At 61.5% G+C, this 16,416-nt stretch carries 17 protein-coding genes and 1 tRNA gene; 10 read left to right on the top strand and 8 right to left on the bottom strand.

Annotated features, from left to right (window positions below; translation table 11 throughout):
* Positions 1 to 31 precede the first annotated feature (31 nt).
* The 3 genes from AACH73_RS08715 to AACH73_RS08705 are packed head-to-tail and all read left to right on the top strand — an operon-like array spanning position 32 to position 2,729.
* On the top strand, positions 32 to 922 hold the full coding sequence (locus AACH73_RS08715) for a tetratricopeptide repeat protein (protein ID WP_338734580.1): 891 nt from the start codon (positions 32 to 34) through the stop codon (positions 920 to 922).
* A gap of 56 nt (positions 923 to 978) precedes the next feature.
* Positions 979 to 1,857 carry an SIMPL domain-containing protein gene (locus tag AACH73_RS08710; protein WP_272741494.1) on the top strand — a complete coding sequence of 293 codons (879 nt, stop codon included), beginning with the start codon at positions 979 to 981 and terminating at the stop codon, positions 1,855 to 1,857.
* Complete coding sequence (locus AACH73_RS08705) at positions 1,857 to 2,729, top strand: SIMPL domain-containing protein (RefSeq protein WP_272741493.1); 873 nt, start codon at positions 1,857 to 1,859, stop codon at positions 2,727 to 2,729. Before AACH73_RS08710 ends, AACH73_RS08705 begins: the two co-directional genes overlap by 1 nt.
* A gap of 58 nt (positions 2,730 to 2,787) precedes the next feature.
* Here the strand turns inward: AACH73_RS08705 and AACH73_RS08700 are convergent, their stop codons facing one another.
* On the bottom strand, positions 2,788 to 3,453 hold the full coding sequence (locus tag AACH73_RS08700) for a hypothetical protein (protein WP_272741492.1): 666 nt from the start codon (positions 3,451 to 3,453) through the stop codon (positions 2,788 to 2,790).
* Positions 3,454 to 3,939: 486 nt separating this feature from the next.
* Here AACH73_RS08700 and AACH73_RS08695 point away from each other — a divergent pair, with 486 nt between their 5' ends.
* The 3 genes from AACH73_RS08695 (at position 3,940) to AACH73_RS08685 (ending at position 6,949) form a co-directional block, all read left to right on the top strand.
* Positions 3,940 to 5,121, top strand: coding sequence for a patatin-like phospholipase family protein (locus AACH73_RS08695; protein ID WP_272741491.1), 1,182 nt, complete (start codon positions 3,940 to 3,942; stop codon positions 5,119 to 5,121).
* Positions 5,122 to 5,203: 82 nt separating this feature from the next.
* Positions 5,204 to 5,620: an Rrf2 family transcriptional regulator gene (locus tag AACH73_RS08690; RefSeq protein ID WP_272741490.1), complete on the top strand. Its 417-nt coding sequence runs from the start codon at positions 5,204 to 5,206 to the stop codon at positions 5,618 to 5,620.
* 3 nt (positions 5,621 to 5,623) lie between these two features.
* Positions 5,624 to 6,949: a BNR repeat-containing protein gene (locus tag AACH73_RS08685; protein ID WP_338734579.1), complete on the top strand. Its 1,326-nt coding sequence runs from the start codon at positions 5,624 to 5,626 to the stop codon at positions 6,947 to 6,949.
* Positions 6,950 to 6,954: 5 nt separating this feature from the next.
* Here the strand turns inward: AACH73_RS08685 and AACH73_RS08680 are convergent, their stop codons facing one another.
* The 4 genes from AACH73_RS08680 to AACH73_RS08665 form a co-directional block, all read right to left on the bottom strand.
* Positions 6,955 to 7,398, bottom strand: a complete 444-nt coding sequence (locus tag AACH73_RS08680; RefSeq protein ID WP_338734578.1) for an NUDIX hydrolase — start codon at positions 7,396 to 7,398, stop codon at positions 6,955 to 6,957.
* A 111-nt stretch (positions 7,399 to 7,509) separates the two neighbouring features.
* The gene (gene egtB / locus AACH73_RS08675; protein ID WP_338734577.1) at positions 7,510 to 9,657 is read right to left on the bottom strand and encodes an ergothioneine biosynthesis protein EgtB; all 2,148 of its coding nucleotides are present in this window, start codon (positions 9,655 to 9,657) and stop codon (positions 7,510 to 7,512) included.
* Positions 9,658 to 10,001: 344 nt separating this feature from the next.
* Positions 10,002 to 10,076, bottom strand: a tRNA-Val gene (locus AACH73_RS08670).
* Between the two features lie 450 nt (positions 10,077 to 10,526).
* The gene (locus tag AACH73_RS08665; RefSeq protein ID WP_013479366.1) at positions 10,527 to 10,883 is read right to left on the bottom strand and encodes a response regulator; all 357 of its coding nucleotides are present in this window, start codon (positions 10,881 to 10,883) and stop codon (positions 10,527 to 10,529) included.
* A 110-nt stretch (positions 10,884 to 10,993) separates the two neighbouring features.
* On the opposite strand from AACH73_RS08665, the gene AACH73_RS08660 reads away from it, so the two are divergent.
* The gene (locus AACH73_RS08660; RefSeq protein WP_338734576.1) at positions 10,994 to 11,863 is read left to right on the top strand and encodes an N-formylglutamate amidohydrolase; all 870 of its coding nucleotides are present in this window, start codon (positions 10,994 to 10,996) and stop codon (positions 11,861 to 11,863) included.
* Positions 11,864 to 12,217: 354 nt separating this feature from the next.
* On the opposite strand, the gene AACH73_RS08655 is transcribed toward AACH73_RS08660, so the two are convergent.
* Positions 12,218 to 13,033, bottom strand: a complete 816-nt coding sequence (locus tag AACH73_RS08655; protein ID WP_272741485.1) for a DUF599 domain-containing protein — start codon at positions 13,031 to 13,033, stop codon at positions 12,218 to 12,220.
* Positions 13,034 to 13,246: 213 nt separating this feature from the next.
* Between AACH73_RS08655 and ppa the strand changes: the two genes are divergently transcribed.
* Together ppa and AACH73_RS08645 are read left to right on the top strand one after the other, a co-directional pair.
* Complete coding sequence (gene ppa, locus AACH73_RS08650) at positions 13,247 to 13,783, top strand: inorganic diphosphatase (RefSeq protein WP_272741484.1); 537 nt, start codon at positions 13,247 to 13,249, stop codon at positions 13,781 to 13,783.
* A 474-nt stretch (positions 13,784 to 14,257) separates the two neighbouring features.
* Positions 14,258 to 14,515, top strand: coding sequence for a hypothetical protein (locus AACH73_RS08645; RefSeq protein ID WP_272741483.1), 258 nt, complete (start codon positions 14,258 to 14,260; stop codon positions 14,513 to 14,515).
* A gap of 145 nt (positions 14,516 to 14,660) precedes the next feature.
* On the opposite strand, the gene AACH73_RS08640 is transcribed toward AACH73_RS08645, so the two are convergent.
* Positions 14,661 to 14,843, bottom strand: coding sequence for a DUF1508 domain-containing protein (locus AACH73_RS08640; protein WP_272741482.1), 183 nt, complete (start codon positions 14,841 to 14,843; stop codon positions 14,661 to 14,663).
* Positions 14,844 to 14,931: 88 nt separating this feature from the next.
* The gene (locus tag AACH73_RS08635) at positions 14,932 to 15,294 is read right to left on the bottom strand and encodes a DUF983 domain-containing protein (RefSeq protein WP_272741481.1); all 363 of its coding nucleotides are present in this window, start codon (positions 15,292 to 15,294) and stop codon (positions 14,932 to 14,934) included.
* A 170-nt stretch (positions 15,295 to 15,464) separates the two neighbouring features.
* On the opposite strand from AACH73_RS08635, the gene AACH73_RS08630 reads away from it, so the two are divergent.
* On the top strand, positions 15,465 to 16,415 hold the full coding sequence (locus AACH73_RS08630) for a metalloregulator ArsR/SmtB family transcription factor (protein WP_272741480.1): 951 nt from the start codon (positions 15,465 to 15,467) through the stop codon (positions 16,413 to 16,415).
* The last annotated feature ends 1 nt before the right edge of the window (position 16,416 follow it).

The following is a 16,416-nucleotide window of genomic DNA, read 5'->3' as shown; positions in this document are numbered from 1 at the left end:
CTGAACCTCTGACCCATAAGGGGGGTAATATATGCGTAAATCGACGGGTGGAGTCCGTGCCTGGTATGTGCTGCTGCCGGTTATTCTGGTGGTGGCGGTGGCCGCAGGGGTGTTTTTCACGGGCAAGACCGGGCCGACCGGTGAAAACGAGTGGGTCACCTTTATCAAGGCAAACACCGGGGACGCGCAGGCGCAGTATCTCAGTGGTCTACCCTATGACAAGCGTCGAGGGGGGATAGATGACGCGGCTCGCGCCTCAGGCTGGTACGAAAAAGCCGCCGCGCAAGGTCATATGGACGCGCAGATCGCACTGGCCGACCTGTACAATGACGATAAAGGCGTCGCCAACCGCGATAAGGCCTTCGCCCTTTATAAGGCAGTAAAAGCCCCTTCGCCTGACATCAAACGCAAGCTGGCCGAATTTTACCTGACGGGACGCGGTAGTGTTCCAAAAGACGTCGAAATAGGCGAGCGTCTGTTGCGCGAAGCTGCGCAAGCGGGCGACAAGGCCGCAGAAAAGGCGTGGGGACAGAGGCTCAATAGTGCGGGCGACCGCGAGGGGGCAAAGCTCTGGCTGATTAAATGCGCTGATCGCGGTGATACGCAATGCCTCACCGATATGGCTTATCTGTTTTACAACACCGGTGATCAGCCCAAAGCAATCAGCTATTTCAATCGCGCGGCGGATCGCGGAAACGCCGACGCGCAAATCCGCCTGAGTATGCTGTACTTTAACGGTATGGCCGTGAAAAAGGACCTGGCTGTGGCCTATAAATGGGCGCTTCTGGCCCGCAAGGGACCGAAGGGAAGTGCCGCCGTATCCGAAGCGCGTGAAGCGGTTCCTTTTATTGAAAGCCGGCTGACGCCCGATCAGAAGGTTGAAGGCCAAAAACAAGCCGACGCCTTCAAACCGGCGTCGTAAATCAGCCGCAATAGGGCATCAGCCTGTCAAAATCATCGCTATTCAGGGAGACGACTATGCGTAAATGGGTGTTGGGTATGGCTCTGCTGGCCGTGGCCGGGGGGGCGGTCGCTCAGACGACGACCAATAATTATCAGGCCTCGGACTACGACCGCGCGCCTTGGTGGATGAAGACACCGGTCATCACCCAGACGGGCTATGTGCGCACCGAAATCGACGCCAACCGCGCTAATTTTTCGGCCTCCTTCCTCGCCGTGGGCAAGACGGCGGATGAGGCGCAGCAAAAGGCCGTGGCGCAGACGCGCGCCCTGACCGATGCGCTGAAAAAGCTGGGCAAGGACGCGGTACGCGTCAACACCTCTTTCTCCATGCGCGTCCTCTATGAGCAGTACCGCGACAAGGAAGGCAACCGCATCGAAAACCAGCGCGGCGACAAGATCGAAGCCTATCAGGTCAGCATGGGCCTTGATGTAAAGGTCTATGATCTGCGGACGCTGGAACGCGCCTATGCGCTGGTGCTGGCCGCGTCGCCCACGGCGTCGCAGCCGGTCTATTTCTCGCTGGAACCCGATAACGCCACCAAGACCTGGCTGTACAATGAGGCGGTGAAGGACGCGGCGCGCCGGGCGCGTCAGGCTGCCGAAGCCGCGGGCGGCAAGCTGGGGGCGGTCAAGGTGATCGACCCGACGGGTCGCGCCTGTCAGACGGATATTCTGGCGCGGGGGGAACCGCGCGGCGGGCAGGATTTTGAGCCGACGACGGTGGCCTATGCGATGGCCCCGCCGCCACCGCCGCCCGCGCCCGTTATGGAGATGTCGGCTCGTGGCAGCGCGGTGGAGCAACTCGAAGCCAAGGCCGCGCAGAATGCCTTTATTCAGGCCCCGCCGCTGAATGAACTGACGGCGCAGGCCTGCGTTGTTTATGGGCTGAACTGATGCGCCGCGTGTGGATAGGCCTGTGCGCCCTGCCGCTGCTGGCGGCCGGGGCCGAGGCCGCGCCGCCTGTAAAGCCGGTCGAAAGCGCCGATCGCTTTGACGCCGCGCCGTGGTGGATGGAACGTGCGGTGCTGCCGCAGTCCGGCTATGCAGAGACGGAGGTCGAGGCCAATCGCGCCACCTTCGCCGCCCGGTTCAAGGGCACGGGCAAGACGGCCAGCGAGGCGCAGCGTCAGGCGGTCGCGCAGGCCGAAACCCTGATCTCCGCCCTGCGGCAGCGCCCTGCGGAGGCGGTGCGTGTCAGGACTGACTTTGCGGTGCAGGCCTTTTACGAGCAGTATCGCGACAAGGACGGGCGGCAAATCGCCAATGTCCGCGGCGACAAGATCCGGGGCTATGACGCCAACCTGACCCTGCGGGTTGAGGTGCGCGATATGGCCGTGCTGGAGCCGGTCTACGCGCTGGTTCTGGCGGCCGCCCCGACGCAGGTGGATCGCGTGGCCTTTGCCTTGCAGCCCGACAATGCTCTGCGGGACCGGCTGCGCAATGAGGCCGCGCGCGATGCGGCGGCACGGGCGCAAGGCGCCGTCGAGGCCACGGGCAGCACGCTGGGTTCTATTCGTCTGATCGACCCTTCGGGCCGCGCCTGCCGCGCCGATATTCTGGGGCGTGACACGCACGAGGACGACGACGCACCGCGTCTGCAAACCTCGATGAACATGAAACGAGCCACAGCGGATACGGCTGATGTCGTGGTATCCGGGAGCCGGGCCCCAACCCTCGAAGCCCGCGCGGCGGAAAATGCCTTTATTCAAACGCCGCCGCTGTATCGGGTTCAGGTGCAGACCTGCGTTGTTTATGATCTGAAGTGAAAAAGGCGGTCCCGCAAAGGACCGCCTTTTTTTTTGTTTCTGCCGTCACTCAGCCCGATCAGAATTTAACGGTCAGGCCCAGTTGCAGGACGGGCCACGTCTTGGCGTCCTTGACGTCGTTCTGAAGCTCCTGACGTTCCTTTTCCAGCGCCGCCTTGTAGGCCGGGTCATTGGCATAGGTGCCGTCCGAGGTCAGGGTCACGCTGGGGTCATCGCCCAGCACAGCCCCGGCCAGAACGCGGAAGCCAAACCGGCCATCCGAGCTGAAGGTGTTGTCGAAGCCCAGCCCGACAAACGGGGCACCGTCGCCCATATCGGCCTGCGCGCGCAGCGTGCCGATCTGCGCCGGGGTGAAGGGCACGCCACCGATATTGGTGGTGCCGGTCGGACGCGCGTCGAGTTTCACATTGCGATCACCGGTTACATAGCCGCCGGACACAAAGAAGGAATTACGGAAGGGGTGGACGTCAACGGCAAAGGTGAAGGGCTTGAAGTCCAGCTCGCCATTATAGTTGACGTCGTCCGAATTGAAGTCGTCACTGTGCTTCAGCACGTCGTAATCGGCGCGCAGCACAAAAGTGTCGTTCAGCTTGTAACGCGCACCGATACCGACGCCGGTGGTGCCGCCATGCACATCGACGGCGACAGGGCTGTTCTGGGCCGTAGCGGCGGTGGCGGTAAGGGCGCCGAGGGCTACGGCGGCGAGAAGGGCGGGCAGACGCATGAAGGCTATCCTTTGCGGGCTTAGAGCGCATTCCGAAAAGTGTGCAACGACTTTCGGAATCAAATGCGCGACAAAACAAAAGGTTAGAGCGGAATTTCGATTCAATCTGACCGAAATTCGCGCCCAAAAAACAGGGGGGCCGTAGGCGCAGATTAACCTTAAGGCTTAACCAAAGCCTTAAATCGCCTCGTTTTCGCCACGCGCCCGTGATGCCTTGCCAAAGGCTGCACGGTTTATACCAACGGCCGAAGAGGCAGACCGCCTCCGGCCGTTGAAACTCGAGAATTTCTCATATGTGTCAATGACATGAAAAATTCTCGAAAAGTATACCAAGAGTCATTTTCAATGACCCTTGGTATTACACGGCACGACTCTGCGCCGGGGCCCGGCCTGAGACCTTCAGATTTGTGTGAAGTGCCGTAAAAATGATGCGCGGGGCCGGATTCCGGTACATAAAGTCATAGTAAGCGTCCGGAGCTGCCTCTTATGGATCAAAGCCGTCACGATTTTGCCGCCGCCGAAGCCGTTACCAATCCCGGCGCGGCCTATGATCAGACGGTACTGGTGCTTCAGGGGGGCGGGGCGCTCGGTTCCTATCAGGGCGGGGCCTATGAGGTGCTGCACGCCGGCGGGGTCCGGCCCAACTGGGTGGCCGGGGTCTCAATCGGTGCCATCAATGCCGCCATTATCGCCGGCAATGCGCCGGACAATCGCGTCGAAAAGCTGCGGTCCTTCTGGGCGCAGATCACCTCTGAGAGCCCGGCGGACACGCTGAGCGGCTATAATCCGTGGCTGAAAAGCGCTTTTCGGCAATGGAGCGGCTATATGAGCGCGCTGAACGGCGTGCCCGGCTTCTTCCGTCCCGCCGCCCTGACGCCCTTTTTCGCGCCGTGGGCCCTGCCGTCGGAAACCAGCTTTTACGACGTGTCGCCCTTGCGTGACACCCTGTTGCAGCACGTCGATTTTGACCGGCTGAACGGGGGGGAGGTGCGCCTCAGTGTCGGGGCGGTCAATGTGCGCACGGGCAATTCGGTCTATTTCGACAGCCATCTGACACCGATCACGCCGGAACACATCATGGCGTCGGGGGCTCTGCCGCCCGGCTTTCCGGCGGTGACCATTGACGGCGAAGCCTACTGGGATGGCGGTGTCGTCTCCAACACGCCCCTGACCTATGTGCTGCACGAAGCGCCGGCGGGGCTGGATGGCGACACGCTGGTTTTTCAGATGGACCTGTTTTCGTCGCGCGGTGAGGTGCCCAAAACGCTGGATGAGGTCTATGGCCGCGTCAAGGATATCACCTATTCCAGCCGCACGCGCCTCAATACCGATGCCTTTCTGGAGCGCTATCGCCTGCGTCAGTCGATCCGGCACATGTACGAAAGACTGCCGCCGGAGGTGCAGGCCGAGCCGTCCGTGGCCGCCTGCTACGCCAGGGCGGCGCATTTTCGCGTCTCGCTGGTCCATCTGATCAATTCCGGTGCGGGCGATCACGGCCAATCCAAAGACTATGAGTTTTCACGCCTGACCATGAACGAGCACTGGGCGTCGGGGCGGGTGGATGCCGAACGCGCCATGAAGCGCCGCGTGTGGCGCGAACCCCCGCCGGAAAAGGACGGCATCCGCGTCTATGACTTTGCCGCCGAAGAGCGCGCCGGGCCCAGATAGGGTTTCGGACTTATGGCTTTCGTAACCGGGTTCGTGCTAAGACGCCGATACGAAACATAAAAATACAGGTTACCCCGCCGCCATGTTGTCTCAGCGTGCCAAATACGCCATTCGCGCCATGCAGGAAATGGCCCGTATCCCTGCCGGTCAGACGGTTCAGGCGGGCGAACTGGCCGAACGGATCAAGGCCCCGTTGCACTTTCTCGAAGGCATACTGCTCGAACTGCGCCGCGAAGGCTTCCTGATGTCGAAGCGCGGCCGTTCGGGCGGCTACATGCTGGCGCGACCGTCGGACATGATCAGCATGGCCGACCTGATTCGCCTGATCGACGGGCCTCTGGCCCTGACGCCCTGCGCCTCGCGCACCGCCTATGCCCGCTGTGAAGATTGTCCGACCCCGGATGATTGTCAGTTGCGTCTGGTCCTGCTGGCGGCGCGCGACGCCATGGCGCGTGTGCTGGAAAGCTCCACCCTCGCCGATCCGCTGCCGCGGGCCTGAGCCATGCGCAGAGCCGTTATCCGGGCGCTGAGCATGGGGCTTGTCGGCCTGAGCCTCCTCACCGCGGCAACGGCGCAGACCACAAATCCCCCCGAAGCCATTGACCGCGTGTGGGCGGGCCACAGCGTGCGCTTTGCCATGGCGGTGTCAAAGACGCATCTCTATGTCGCCTATTACGATGCCAACCGGCAACTGACGGTGGCGCAGCGCCCGCTGAACAATGCGGCGCACTGGATCTATCACAAGGTCGATACCTGGCTCGGCTGGGACAGCCATAATTCTGTCGCCATGGCGCTTGACCGGTCGGGTGCCCTGCACGTGGCGGGCAATATGCACGTCGATCCGCTGACCTATTTCCGCAGCGATGCGTCGGGCGATGTCCGCACGCTGAAGCGGGTGCCGGTGATGGTCGATGCCGCGCGGGAGTCGCAGATGACCTATCCAGTCTTTCTGCACAATGCCGAAGGGCGGCTGGTCTATAAGTACCGCGATGGCTCCAGCGGGCGCGGCAACGAAGTCTATACGGTCTATGACGAGGCCGCCGGGTGCTGGTCGGCTCTGACCTCGGCCCCGCTGGTCGATGGCGAGGGGCAGCGCAACGCCTATTTCGTCGGGCCGGTAGCGGGGCCGGACGGATGGTTTCACATCACCTGGGTGTGGCGCGACAGTCCGATGGCCGAAACCAATCACGAGCTGTCCTATGCGCGCAGCCGCGACCTGATCCACTGGGAAAAGGCCGACGGCGCGCCGCTCCCGCTGCCGATCCGGCTGAAGGACGCCGAAATCGTCGATCCGGTGCCTGTCAAAGGCGGCATGATCAACAACAACACGGTCATTGGCTTCGATGCCGATAAGCGCGTGACCATCACCTACCACAAATACGACGCCGCCGGGAACACGCAGATCTGGCTGGCGCGCCGTGAAGGCAAGAAGTGGAACCGCCAACAGATAAGTGCCTGGACCGACTACCGCTGGGACTTCAAAGGCGGCGGGTCGCTCAACAGTGAATTATTCGTCGAAGGGGCGCGGCCCGGTCCCGCCGGTCAGTTGAGCGTGCCGGTGACGCGATTGGGTCAGGCGCTGGAATTTGTCGTCGATGCCCGCACCCTGACGCCGATCGCGGAACGCCAGGTCGAAAGCCTCAATGCCCGTGCGGCGGCGCGCCTCGGGGTCACGGATGTCACCCGCGTTCAGACCGCGCAAACGACCGGCCCGGACGGGCGCGTCTATACGCTGGTCTGGCAGGCCCTGCCGCCCCATCGTGACCTGCCGCAACCGCGCATTCCGGAACCGTCCGACCTGATCCTGCTGACGGATATGCCGCAGTAAGGGGGTCAGCGTGCCTTGGGAAAGCGGTTGGCGAACCGCCGCACAATCTTGCGCAAGGATTCGATTTCGATGGCGTGCAGGGCCTGTTCCGGCGTCAGCCACACCATGCTGCGCTGACCCATTTCCGGCCACAGCGTCAGTTGCTGCGTCACCCGCATGGCAAACACCTCGACCGCGGGGATGAACTGTGCCGTGGGCTGACCCTGATCCTTCACATAGGCAAAGCGTCCGATGGGGTGCGGATCGACCTCACCCAGAATACCGGCCTCCTCAAAGGCTTCGCGCGCCGCCGTTTCCTGTGGTGTCAGGTCGGGAATCGGCTTGCCCTTGGGGATGATCCACTGCCCGCTGCCGCGTGAGGTGATCAGCAGAAACTCGACCTCGCCCCCGCGCGTCTCACGAAAGGGGAGGGCCCCAAACTGAGTCGCGGGCGGCGTGTGCTGATCCAAGCGGAGTGGTCCTGATAAATGTCCGTGTACGGGGCAATTATCTGTGTAGGCCGCCTGAGGCCAAAGCTCAAGTGCCGCTGCGTAAATATCTGGCCTGGCCCGGCGGGCGGCTCAGGACAGTACGAAAAGGCCGAAGGCCGGAGCCGGGCTGATCCACTGATGCGCGACCGTCCATCCGGCGTCATGGCACAGGGCGGCGAAGCTGTCCGGCGTGAACTTATGAGCATTTTCCGTATGCAGACGTTCGCCCGCCGCAAACGTGAAACTCTGCCCGGCGACGGCCACGCGCTGATCGCGGCGGCTGACCAGATGCATTTCAATCCGGGCGCGCTCAGCGTTCCACAGGGCCAGATGCGCGAAGGCGTCAAGGTCGAAATCCCCCTGCAATTCGCGGTTCATCCGCACCAGCAGGTTTTTGTTGAAGGCCGCCGTCACGCCTTCGGCATCATCATAGGCGGCGTGCAGCGTGGCTTCCTCCTTGACCATATCGGCCCCCACGATCAGTTGCGCCTGTGGCCCCAGCAGGTGCCGGAAGGCCCGCAGCAGGTCACGGGCTTCGTCCGGGCTGAAGTTGCCGATGGTCGAGCCGGGGAAGAAGCCGACGCACGGCCTGTTTTCAAGGGCGTCGGGCCGGGGCAGGGCCTGCGTGAAATCACCCAACAGCGGCACGACATTCAGATGCGGATAGGTGCTTTGCAGCCGCGCCGTCGCCGCGTGCAAGGCGTCCGGGCTAATGTCGATGGGCACATAGGTGCGCAGGGCCGGGCAGGCGTCGAGCAGAATCCGCGTCTTGTCGCTGGCCCCGCTGCCAAATTCGACCAGCACGGTTTCGGCGGTCCAGCCCGCCACCAGCGCATCGGCAATGTCGTGCAACAGGCGCGTTTCGGTGCGCGTCGGGTAATATTCCGGCGTGCGGCAGATGGCCTCAAACAACTCGGAGCCTGCCGCATCGTAAAAATACTTGGGCGAAAGGGATTTGGGCTGTGCCGACAGACCGGCGATCACATCGGCCGCGAAGCCCTCATCGCGGCTCTCTGCGGCGGTCTGATCGCGCGCCAGACGCAGACCCGCGCGCACCCAGCGCTTTTCCGGCGCGAAGAAGTTGCGATAGGTGGCGCGCGCATGACCGCCAGGCGTAAAGGCGCTGCCGCCGCGCAGGCTCATCTGCCCGCTCATGAACTTGCCATTATATTCGCCGACGGCACCCGCGCCCGGACGAAAGCCCGGATAGCCGAGATAGGCGCTGGCCGTCCATTGCCAGGCGACGTCATCCACCTGCTGCAAAAGGCCTTGACGCGCGGCGGCCTCCCATTCGGCCTCGGTCGGCAGACGCGCTCCGGCCCAGCGGGCAAAAGCATCGGCCTCGTAGAAGCTGATGTGCGTGACGGGGGCGTCCGGATTGACCGGGTGCAGGCCGCGCAGGCTGAAGTCTTGCCACTGCTCGCCGTCCGGCCGCCAGTAAAGGGGGGCGCGCCAGCCCTCGGCCTGCACGCGGGCCCAGCCATCGGACAGCCACAGCTCCGGCCGCGCATAGCCGCCGTCGTGCATAAAGGCCAGCCAGTCGCCATTGCGCACCAGCCGATCGGCGATCTGATAGGGCTCCAGCCAGACCTTATGGCGCGGCCGCTCATTATCGAAGGCAAACCCGTCGCCGGTCGCGCCGATCTCGACCAGCCCCCCGGCGCAAGAGATAAACCGGGCCTCGCCCGCCGGGGCGTCGGCAACAAAGGCGGGATCATAGGCCGGGGCCATCGGCGATAGGCTGAACAGGTGCAAAATGTCCATCAGCAGCAGTTCCTGATGCTGCTCCTCGTGCGCCAGACCGAGCGCCAGCAGGGCCTCGCTCTCGGCATCGAGCCCGGCGGCGATCAGGTCGCGCATATGATGATCCACGTGCTGACGATAGGCCAGGATATCGCTCAGGGTCGGTCGGGTGAGGACACCGCGCTGGGCGCGCGGCTGACGCGCCCCCTTGGCTTCGTAATAGGAGTTGAACAGATAGCTGTAGTGCGGATCGAACGGCGCATAGCCGGGGCGGAGACTGAGCAGAAACGTCTCAAAGAACCAGGTGGTGTGCGCCAGATGCCACTTGGCCGGGCTGGCGTCGGGCATGGACTGCACGACCATGTCCTCCGCCGACAGGGGCGCAGCAAGACGCAAGGTCGCGGCCCGCACCTCAGAGTAACGCCGGTCGCAGGTGCTCTGCGAAGCGTCAGTACAAAGCGGGCGTCCCGTGGTCGGGTGGCTGTGGCCGTCCATCTCAATCTCCCCCGTTGCGCACGGTGCCGCTGACTATATCGGTGTCGAATGTAAGTTTTAAATTCGCGGCGTCAGACTGCGCCTACGGCTGACCTGTTTGTGGCAGCAGGCGTTGGGCGCGGCGCGCCAAGGCGAGTACGAAAGGGGCGGGGAAAAGGTTACACGGCCGAAGCGGCGTGCGCCTGACACACAGTGCCTAGGATTGTGGCGGGCCCATAAGCGTATGTGGAAAAGGCGCGAAGCGACCAGCGACCAAGCGGGAGCGCAGCCTACGCGGCACCAAAGGCGAAGCCTTTGAGCTCAAACCGAAAAACATTTTCGATGTTTTGGAAAAATGAAGGAAATGGTGGACCCGACAGGGATTGAACCTGTGACCCCTACGATGTCAACGTAGTGCTCTCCCGCTGAGCTACGAGTCCACAATTGTGTTCGGCAACGCTGTGCCGGTGCGAGGAGCGGGTGTATAGCCGCCGAAAATGGCGGTGGCAAGGGCTTTTGCGATCAAAAATGTGGAAAGTGTGCGAAAGGGCGGCGTGGGCTGAAAGAGCCCCCACCACCGCATCCGCATCGGCGGTCTGATCACCGCCTTTGGCGGTTCGTGCGGTCACTCTCCCTACCAGAGGTGGGGAGGTATAATATAGACCGCGTAACCTAACCCCTCAGGCGGCGATCAGGCGTTCGACTTTGGTGACGATTTCGCCCGCGCTCAGGGAGCGAAGCGTTAGCGCCACTTAAAATCTGCGCGGGCCGCCCGCACTGGCCCATCAGGCGGCGATCAGGCGTTCGACTTCGGTGACAATTTCGCCCGCGCTCAGGGAGCGAAGCGTTAGCGCCACTTAAAACCTGCGCGGGCCGCCCGCACTGGCCCGTCAGGCAGCGATCAGGCGCTCGACTTCGGTCACGATTTCGCGCAGATGCACCGGCTTTTCGAGGACCTTGGCTTCGGGGGAGGCCTTTTGCGCATTGAGCGCCACGGCGGCAAAGCCGGTGATGAACATGATCTTGAGGCCCGGCTGGCGCTGCGAGGCGACCTTGGCCACTTCGATACCATCGGCGCCGGGCATCACAATGTCGGTCAGCAGCAGGTCATACGGCCCCTGATCGAGGGCTTCGATGGCGCTGTCGCCATCGGGGCAGCTCACGACATCATAGCCGGCGCGCTGAAGGGCGCGCGTCAGGAAGCTGCGCACGGAATTTTCGTCTTCCGCGAGGAGAATCTTGGTCATTAATCCCGGTCCTGTGGGAAAGGGGCCCCGTTTCGTCTGAGAGTAGATGATTAGGGCTCAGGTGTAAATTAGGGGTGAAGACAGCGCAGAATTGTCTTATCACGGGTTTAATGCCCGACCGTTCATCCCCAGCTCAGACCGTTCCTGCCGTCGATGTGCGCCGCCCGGCGGTGAGCGGCAGCGGGCTGGTCTTCGGCCTGCCGCATTCCGGGGCGTACCTGCCGGAGGCTTTTGTGGCGGCCGCGCGCTATGACGCGCCGCACCTGCGCATGACCGAAGACGCCTTTGTTGATGCGCTGGTCGGGTTTGAGGCGCTGGAAGGCGTGTGGGCCGTCCGCGCCAATTATAGCCGCGCCTATGTCGATGTGAACCGTCATCCGCTGGAGCTAGACCCGCGCCTGATCCGCGGTGCCCTGCCGAAAGGGGCGCTCAGTCAGTCGCTGCGCGTGCGCTCGGGTTACGGCGTCATTCCGCGCTGCCTGTCGGGCGGGCGGGAGATTCATGCTCAGCCGATCGCCTATGACGAAGCGGTGCAACGGCTTGAGGCGGTGCATACCCCCTATCACCGGGCCCTGACCGAGGTGCTGACCGAGGCGAAATCGGCGCATGGACGGGTAACGCTGATCGACTGGCACTCCATGCCGTCGGGCACGCTGAAGGGCGCGCCGGGCGCGGCGTCTTCGGCCAGACTGGCCGACATTGTGCTGGGGGACCTGCACGGTGAGGCCTGTGCAGCGGATCTGACGGCCTTTGTGCGGCAGGTGTTTGAGGCGCACGGTTTCCGCGTGGCGCACAACCATCCCTTTGCCGGGGGCTATACGCTGGAACGCTACGCCCGGCCGCACAAGGGGGTGGAGGCGTTGCAGATCGAGCTGAACCGCGGGCTGTACATGGATGAGGCGTCCCTGACCCTCAGCCCGCAGGCCGAGCGGATGCGCGTGGCGGTCGCGGCGGTCATCGACGGGCTGAAGCGAAGGTAATCCCAAGGGTCATTGAAAATGACTCTTGGTATGCCTTTCGAGACTGTCTCATGTCACTGACACATATGAGACAGTCTCGTTTCTTCAACGGCCGGATGCGGCCAGCATCTTCGGCTGTTGGTACAAGGGACGTATTCGGCCAAAAAAAAGCCGCGCTACACGAGCGCGGCTAAGTCTACAGGGAGGAAACGCCCAGGAAGGGCATCGACGTAAAAACGTCGAACACTCACTTTATACGCTGCGATGCAAAAATCCACAAGCTAAAAAACCATTTGTATGATCACGTATCGTTACAATGGTTCCGTAAGGAACGATTTTAAGTCAAGCAAACCTTTGCGTTATTTAGAAAACGATCTAGCCTGCTTTCGTTTCTATATTTGTTTCATCTTGCTGCGGCGCACCATTTTCTCTTTCCGCCTCGAACCGGCCCTCATAGATGGGGCGCGTGCGGGTCGGGTAGGGGTGGTCTTCGAGCAGTTCACGCATACGCCGCAGACCACGCGCCGCTTGTGAACGCGACTGCCGCCAGGCCAGAAGCACGGTGGCCCCGATACTGGCTATGGCCAGAGGGATCGGCCCGAACAGCCACGCGGCGGCGGCCAGCGAGAAGTAGTAGCCGCGCACCCCTTGCGAAAAATTGGACATGGCCGGTTCGAAGATGTCGGACACAGCTTCGGTAAAGGCCTGAGCGGTTTCGTTGTCGATATTTTCGGGCACGGCCCCCATGGCGGCCACCGCATAGTTGGTCTGGCGCAGGGCCCAGATGAAGTTGAGAAGGCCGCGCGACAGGCAGATCATCACCAGTGCCAGTTTCATCAGCAGCAGGGCCGAAGACGAGGTGTCGATGCCCAGCGCGTGCGCGCTCTTGTACGACAGGTCGCCGGTGAAGATGGCCCCGGCTACGGCCGCGATCAGGATGAGGTTGGCCGAGGCGAAGAAGCTCATCGAATTGACGCCATGACCGATCAGGTTGGAGTCGTAGAGCTTGAATGAGCGGATGACCATTTCCTTCATCCAGGCGCGCCGCACAATGGTCAGATCCTTGAAGATCACACCTGATTTTTTCGACAACGCCTTGAGCACGGGCTCATAGCCCAGCCAGCAGAAGATGAAGACCAGAAGGGCGCTGAAATCCTGCCAACTGCCGAACAGTTTGACGATAAGTTGCATGGGTGAGGTCTTTGTAAGTGTCTGTTGTTATCCGACTTTGGTCTAATTGAGGCGCTTCGCCGACGCCTGACAAGGGATAATTGCCTGCCGGGTAACAAATTGTAGCAAAGTTCGAAAAGAAAAAACGCAGACTTCGCTTGTGCGAGAGAGGCTGAACGCTTATGACAGCCCGCAAACAATATCATCAATGCCTTTTAACATTAAAGACATCCTATGAATCTCGATAAGATTTCCGTCGGCCCGAACGCTCCCTGGGACATCCACGCCGTCATCGAAATTCCGCAGGGCGGCATGCCCGTCAAGTACGAAATGGACAAGGATTCCGGCGCGCTGTTCGTCGATCGGTTCCTCTATACCTCGATGTACTATCCGGGCAATTACGGCTTTATCCCGCACACCCTGGCTGACGATGGCGACCCCTGCGACGTGCTGGTGGTGGGGCCGACGCCGGTCTACCCGGGTGTGGTCATCCGCTCGCGTCCGATCGGCGTGCTGCTGATGGAAGACGAGGCGGGCAAGGACGAAAAAATCCTGGCCGTGCCAGTGGACAAGCTGCACCCCTATTACACCAATGTGTCGAGCTATCGTCAGATGCCGGCCATCCTGATCGAGCAGATCACCCACTTCTTCGCCCACTACAAGGATCTGGAGAAGAACAAGGAAACCCGCGTCATCGGGTGGGGCGATCCGGAACAGGCGGCCCAACTGATCCGCGAAGGTCAGGAACGTCTGGCCAAGAAGATCGGTTGATCTGGTCTTCTGTGAAGTCCAAAGCCCGCCACACGGCGGGCTTTTTTTGTGCCTGTTTTGCAGCCTTGTGAAAATATGTCACATAATGAAATAGGGATTGACCTTCGGTAAGCCTCGTGCAATCCTTTCGAAATAAAGAAAAGGCTGCGGTAATTATTGCATTGTCGAATTGCATATATTCGCAAATGTCGATATTATTTCGCGAATAAAGCGCTTCCACTCGGATAAATTCGTTTATTGCGCCCGGTGGCGCGCATAAATTTCCCGCGTCTTTTGAAATTTCATTTAAAATCAAAGCCCAACTTGCCGGCCGACTTTCAGAGCGCAAAAGGGTCGCTTATGGATTTCGCAGGAAGGCGCATGATATTATGCCGTAACGGTATAACGCGTTGTATCCGCAGCCTGAGCGTGTGTTTGTACGGGACTGCGGTTTTTCCTCCCCCAAAAGACGTCCCCGTCAGAAGAATATCAAATATGTCCGATAGCTCATCCAATGTGGCGTCGCGCCTGTACGCTCTTGCCGTTGCGCGCGACACTGCCAATCTGGTCGATCTCGACGCCTCCCTCGCCCTGGCCCGCGCCTCGGTGCGGACCCTGATGGCCCTGTCGCCGCAGGCCGCGATGCTGATGCGCAGCTTCGCTCAGGAAGAAATCGACCGCCTGCACATGGAATGCACCGAAGAATCTCAGGGCTCGATCGCCATTATCCGCGATACACTGAATATGGCCTGAGATTTAGGCCTGAGATTTAGGCCTGAGATTTGGGCCTGAGTTTGGGGCCTGAGCCTGCATCGTCCGGTGAAAACGAAAAAAGCCCGCAGGCATCGGCCTTCGGGCTTTCTCGTTTTTGACAGTGGTGCCGGGAGACTGTCGCCGGCTACTCGGCCGTCTGGTCTTCGATTTCGGCGTCGGGCCCGTTCTTTTTGAGGGACTCGATGGCATTCTTGGCCGAGGCCTTGGAGGCATAGCCTTCGGTCCAGAAAATCGTCTCGGAATTATAGACGAAGTAGGCGACGAACTCGCCGGCCTTGTTCTTCTTGATCAGGAATTTGTGCGCCATCGGGGCCTCCGTTTATCCGTGTGACGCCCTGTGGCGTCGGCGTGAGAATTCTCCGCAAAGGAGATTCCGTCAAGCCCAACTTACGCTGTTATCGGAAGCGTTTGAGCCCGTGGTGCCAGATCAGGCCCAAGAACCCGCCCTTGATAAAGGGCAGCAGCAACAGGGTCAGGGCACCCATAATGGTCAGGGTCACCGGCACCACGATTTGCAGCGGAAAGTTCCAGAAAAACTCAAAGGCAAACATCGGCGCGATCACCAGATGCCCAACCAGCAGCATGGTGACATAGGCGGGGCCGTCGTCGCAGGGATAGGCCCCCAGCGGCGTCTGACAGTGGCTGCACGTATCCACCACCTTGAGATAGCCACGGAAGGCATGGCCTTCGCCACAGGCGGGGCAGCGGCGGCGCAGGCCGCGGGAAATGGCCGTCGAAAGTGTGGCTTTATCGGTCATGGGGCCTGAAACTCCGCTGTTATGGGTGTTGTTTATACGCTGATATGTGGGAAACCGCACGTCCCCCTGCCATGTGTAACGCTGTCGCAGGCCTGTCTATACCGTTCCGGATCGCGGCAAGACGATTTTAGGGCTTGCAAAATCACATAAAGACATCTTTATATGGTTATATGAAATCGAGCGACATACTGGGCGAAGCGGCGCTGCTGGAGGCGTTGAAGGCGATGGGGGAACCCACGCGCCTGCGACTCCTGCGTCTTTTAGCGCATGAAGAACTGTCTGTCATGGAGTTGGTGCGGATTCTCAATCAGAGTCAGCCGCGCATTTCGCGCCACCTCAAGCTGATGAACGAGGCCGGCGTCATCGACCGCTTCCCCGATGGGGCCTGGGTCTTCTATCGGCTCAGCGAGCACCCGGCCCTGACGCCGCTGATCGACGCCGTGCTGAGCGCGCTCGGCGAGGAGGGCAGCGCCGATCTGCGCGCGCTGGAAGAGGTGCGCGGACAAAGGCTTGAAGCGGCGCAGGGTTATTTCGAAAACATTGCGCCGGTTTGGGATCAGATCCGTTCGCACTATGTTGATGATGCTGAGGTCGAAGCCGCCATTCAGTCGCTGGTCGGGGATGCGCCGATTGAAACCATCGTCGATCTCGGCACCGGGTCGGGTCGGATGCTCAGCCTGCTGGCCCCGCACGCGGAATATGCCATCGGGCTCGACCTGTCGCAGCAGATGCTCAACATTGCCCGTGCCCGCACGCGCGAGGCGGGCCTGAGCGGTATCGACTTCCGCCACGGCGACATCCTCGCCACACGGCTCAATGGCCAGAGCGCCGATCTGGTCGTCATCCATCAGGTGCTGCACTTCCTGCCCGATCCGGGGCAGGCGCTGAAGGAGGCGGCGCGCCTGCTGAAACCCGGCGGTCGCCTGCTGATCGTCGATTTCGCGCCGCACCGGCTGGAGATCATGCGCGACGAATACCAGCACCGGCGTCTGGGCATAGGCGATGACGATATGAGCCACTGGCAGAAGGTGGCCGGGCTTAAGGCCCTGCGCAACCTGTCCCTGCCGCCGCATCAGGAGCCCGGTCTGACCGTGCGCATCTGGCTGCTGCAAAAGCCCTGAT

This window comes from Asticcacaulis sp. DW145, assembly GCF_037101385.1.
Lineage (GTDB): Bacteria > Pseudomonadota > Alphaproteobacteria > Caulobacterales > Caulobacteraceae > Asticcacaulis > Asticcacaulis currens.
The sequence above is the reverse complement of the archived record's forward strand: the minus strand, read 5'-3'. Positions and strand labels throughout refer to the sequence as shown.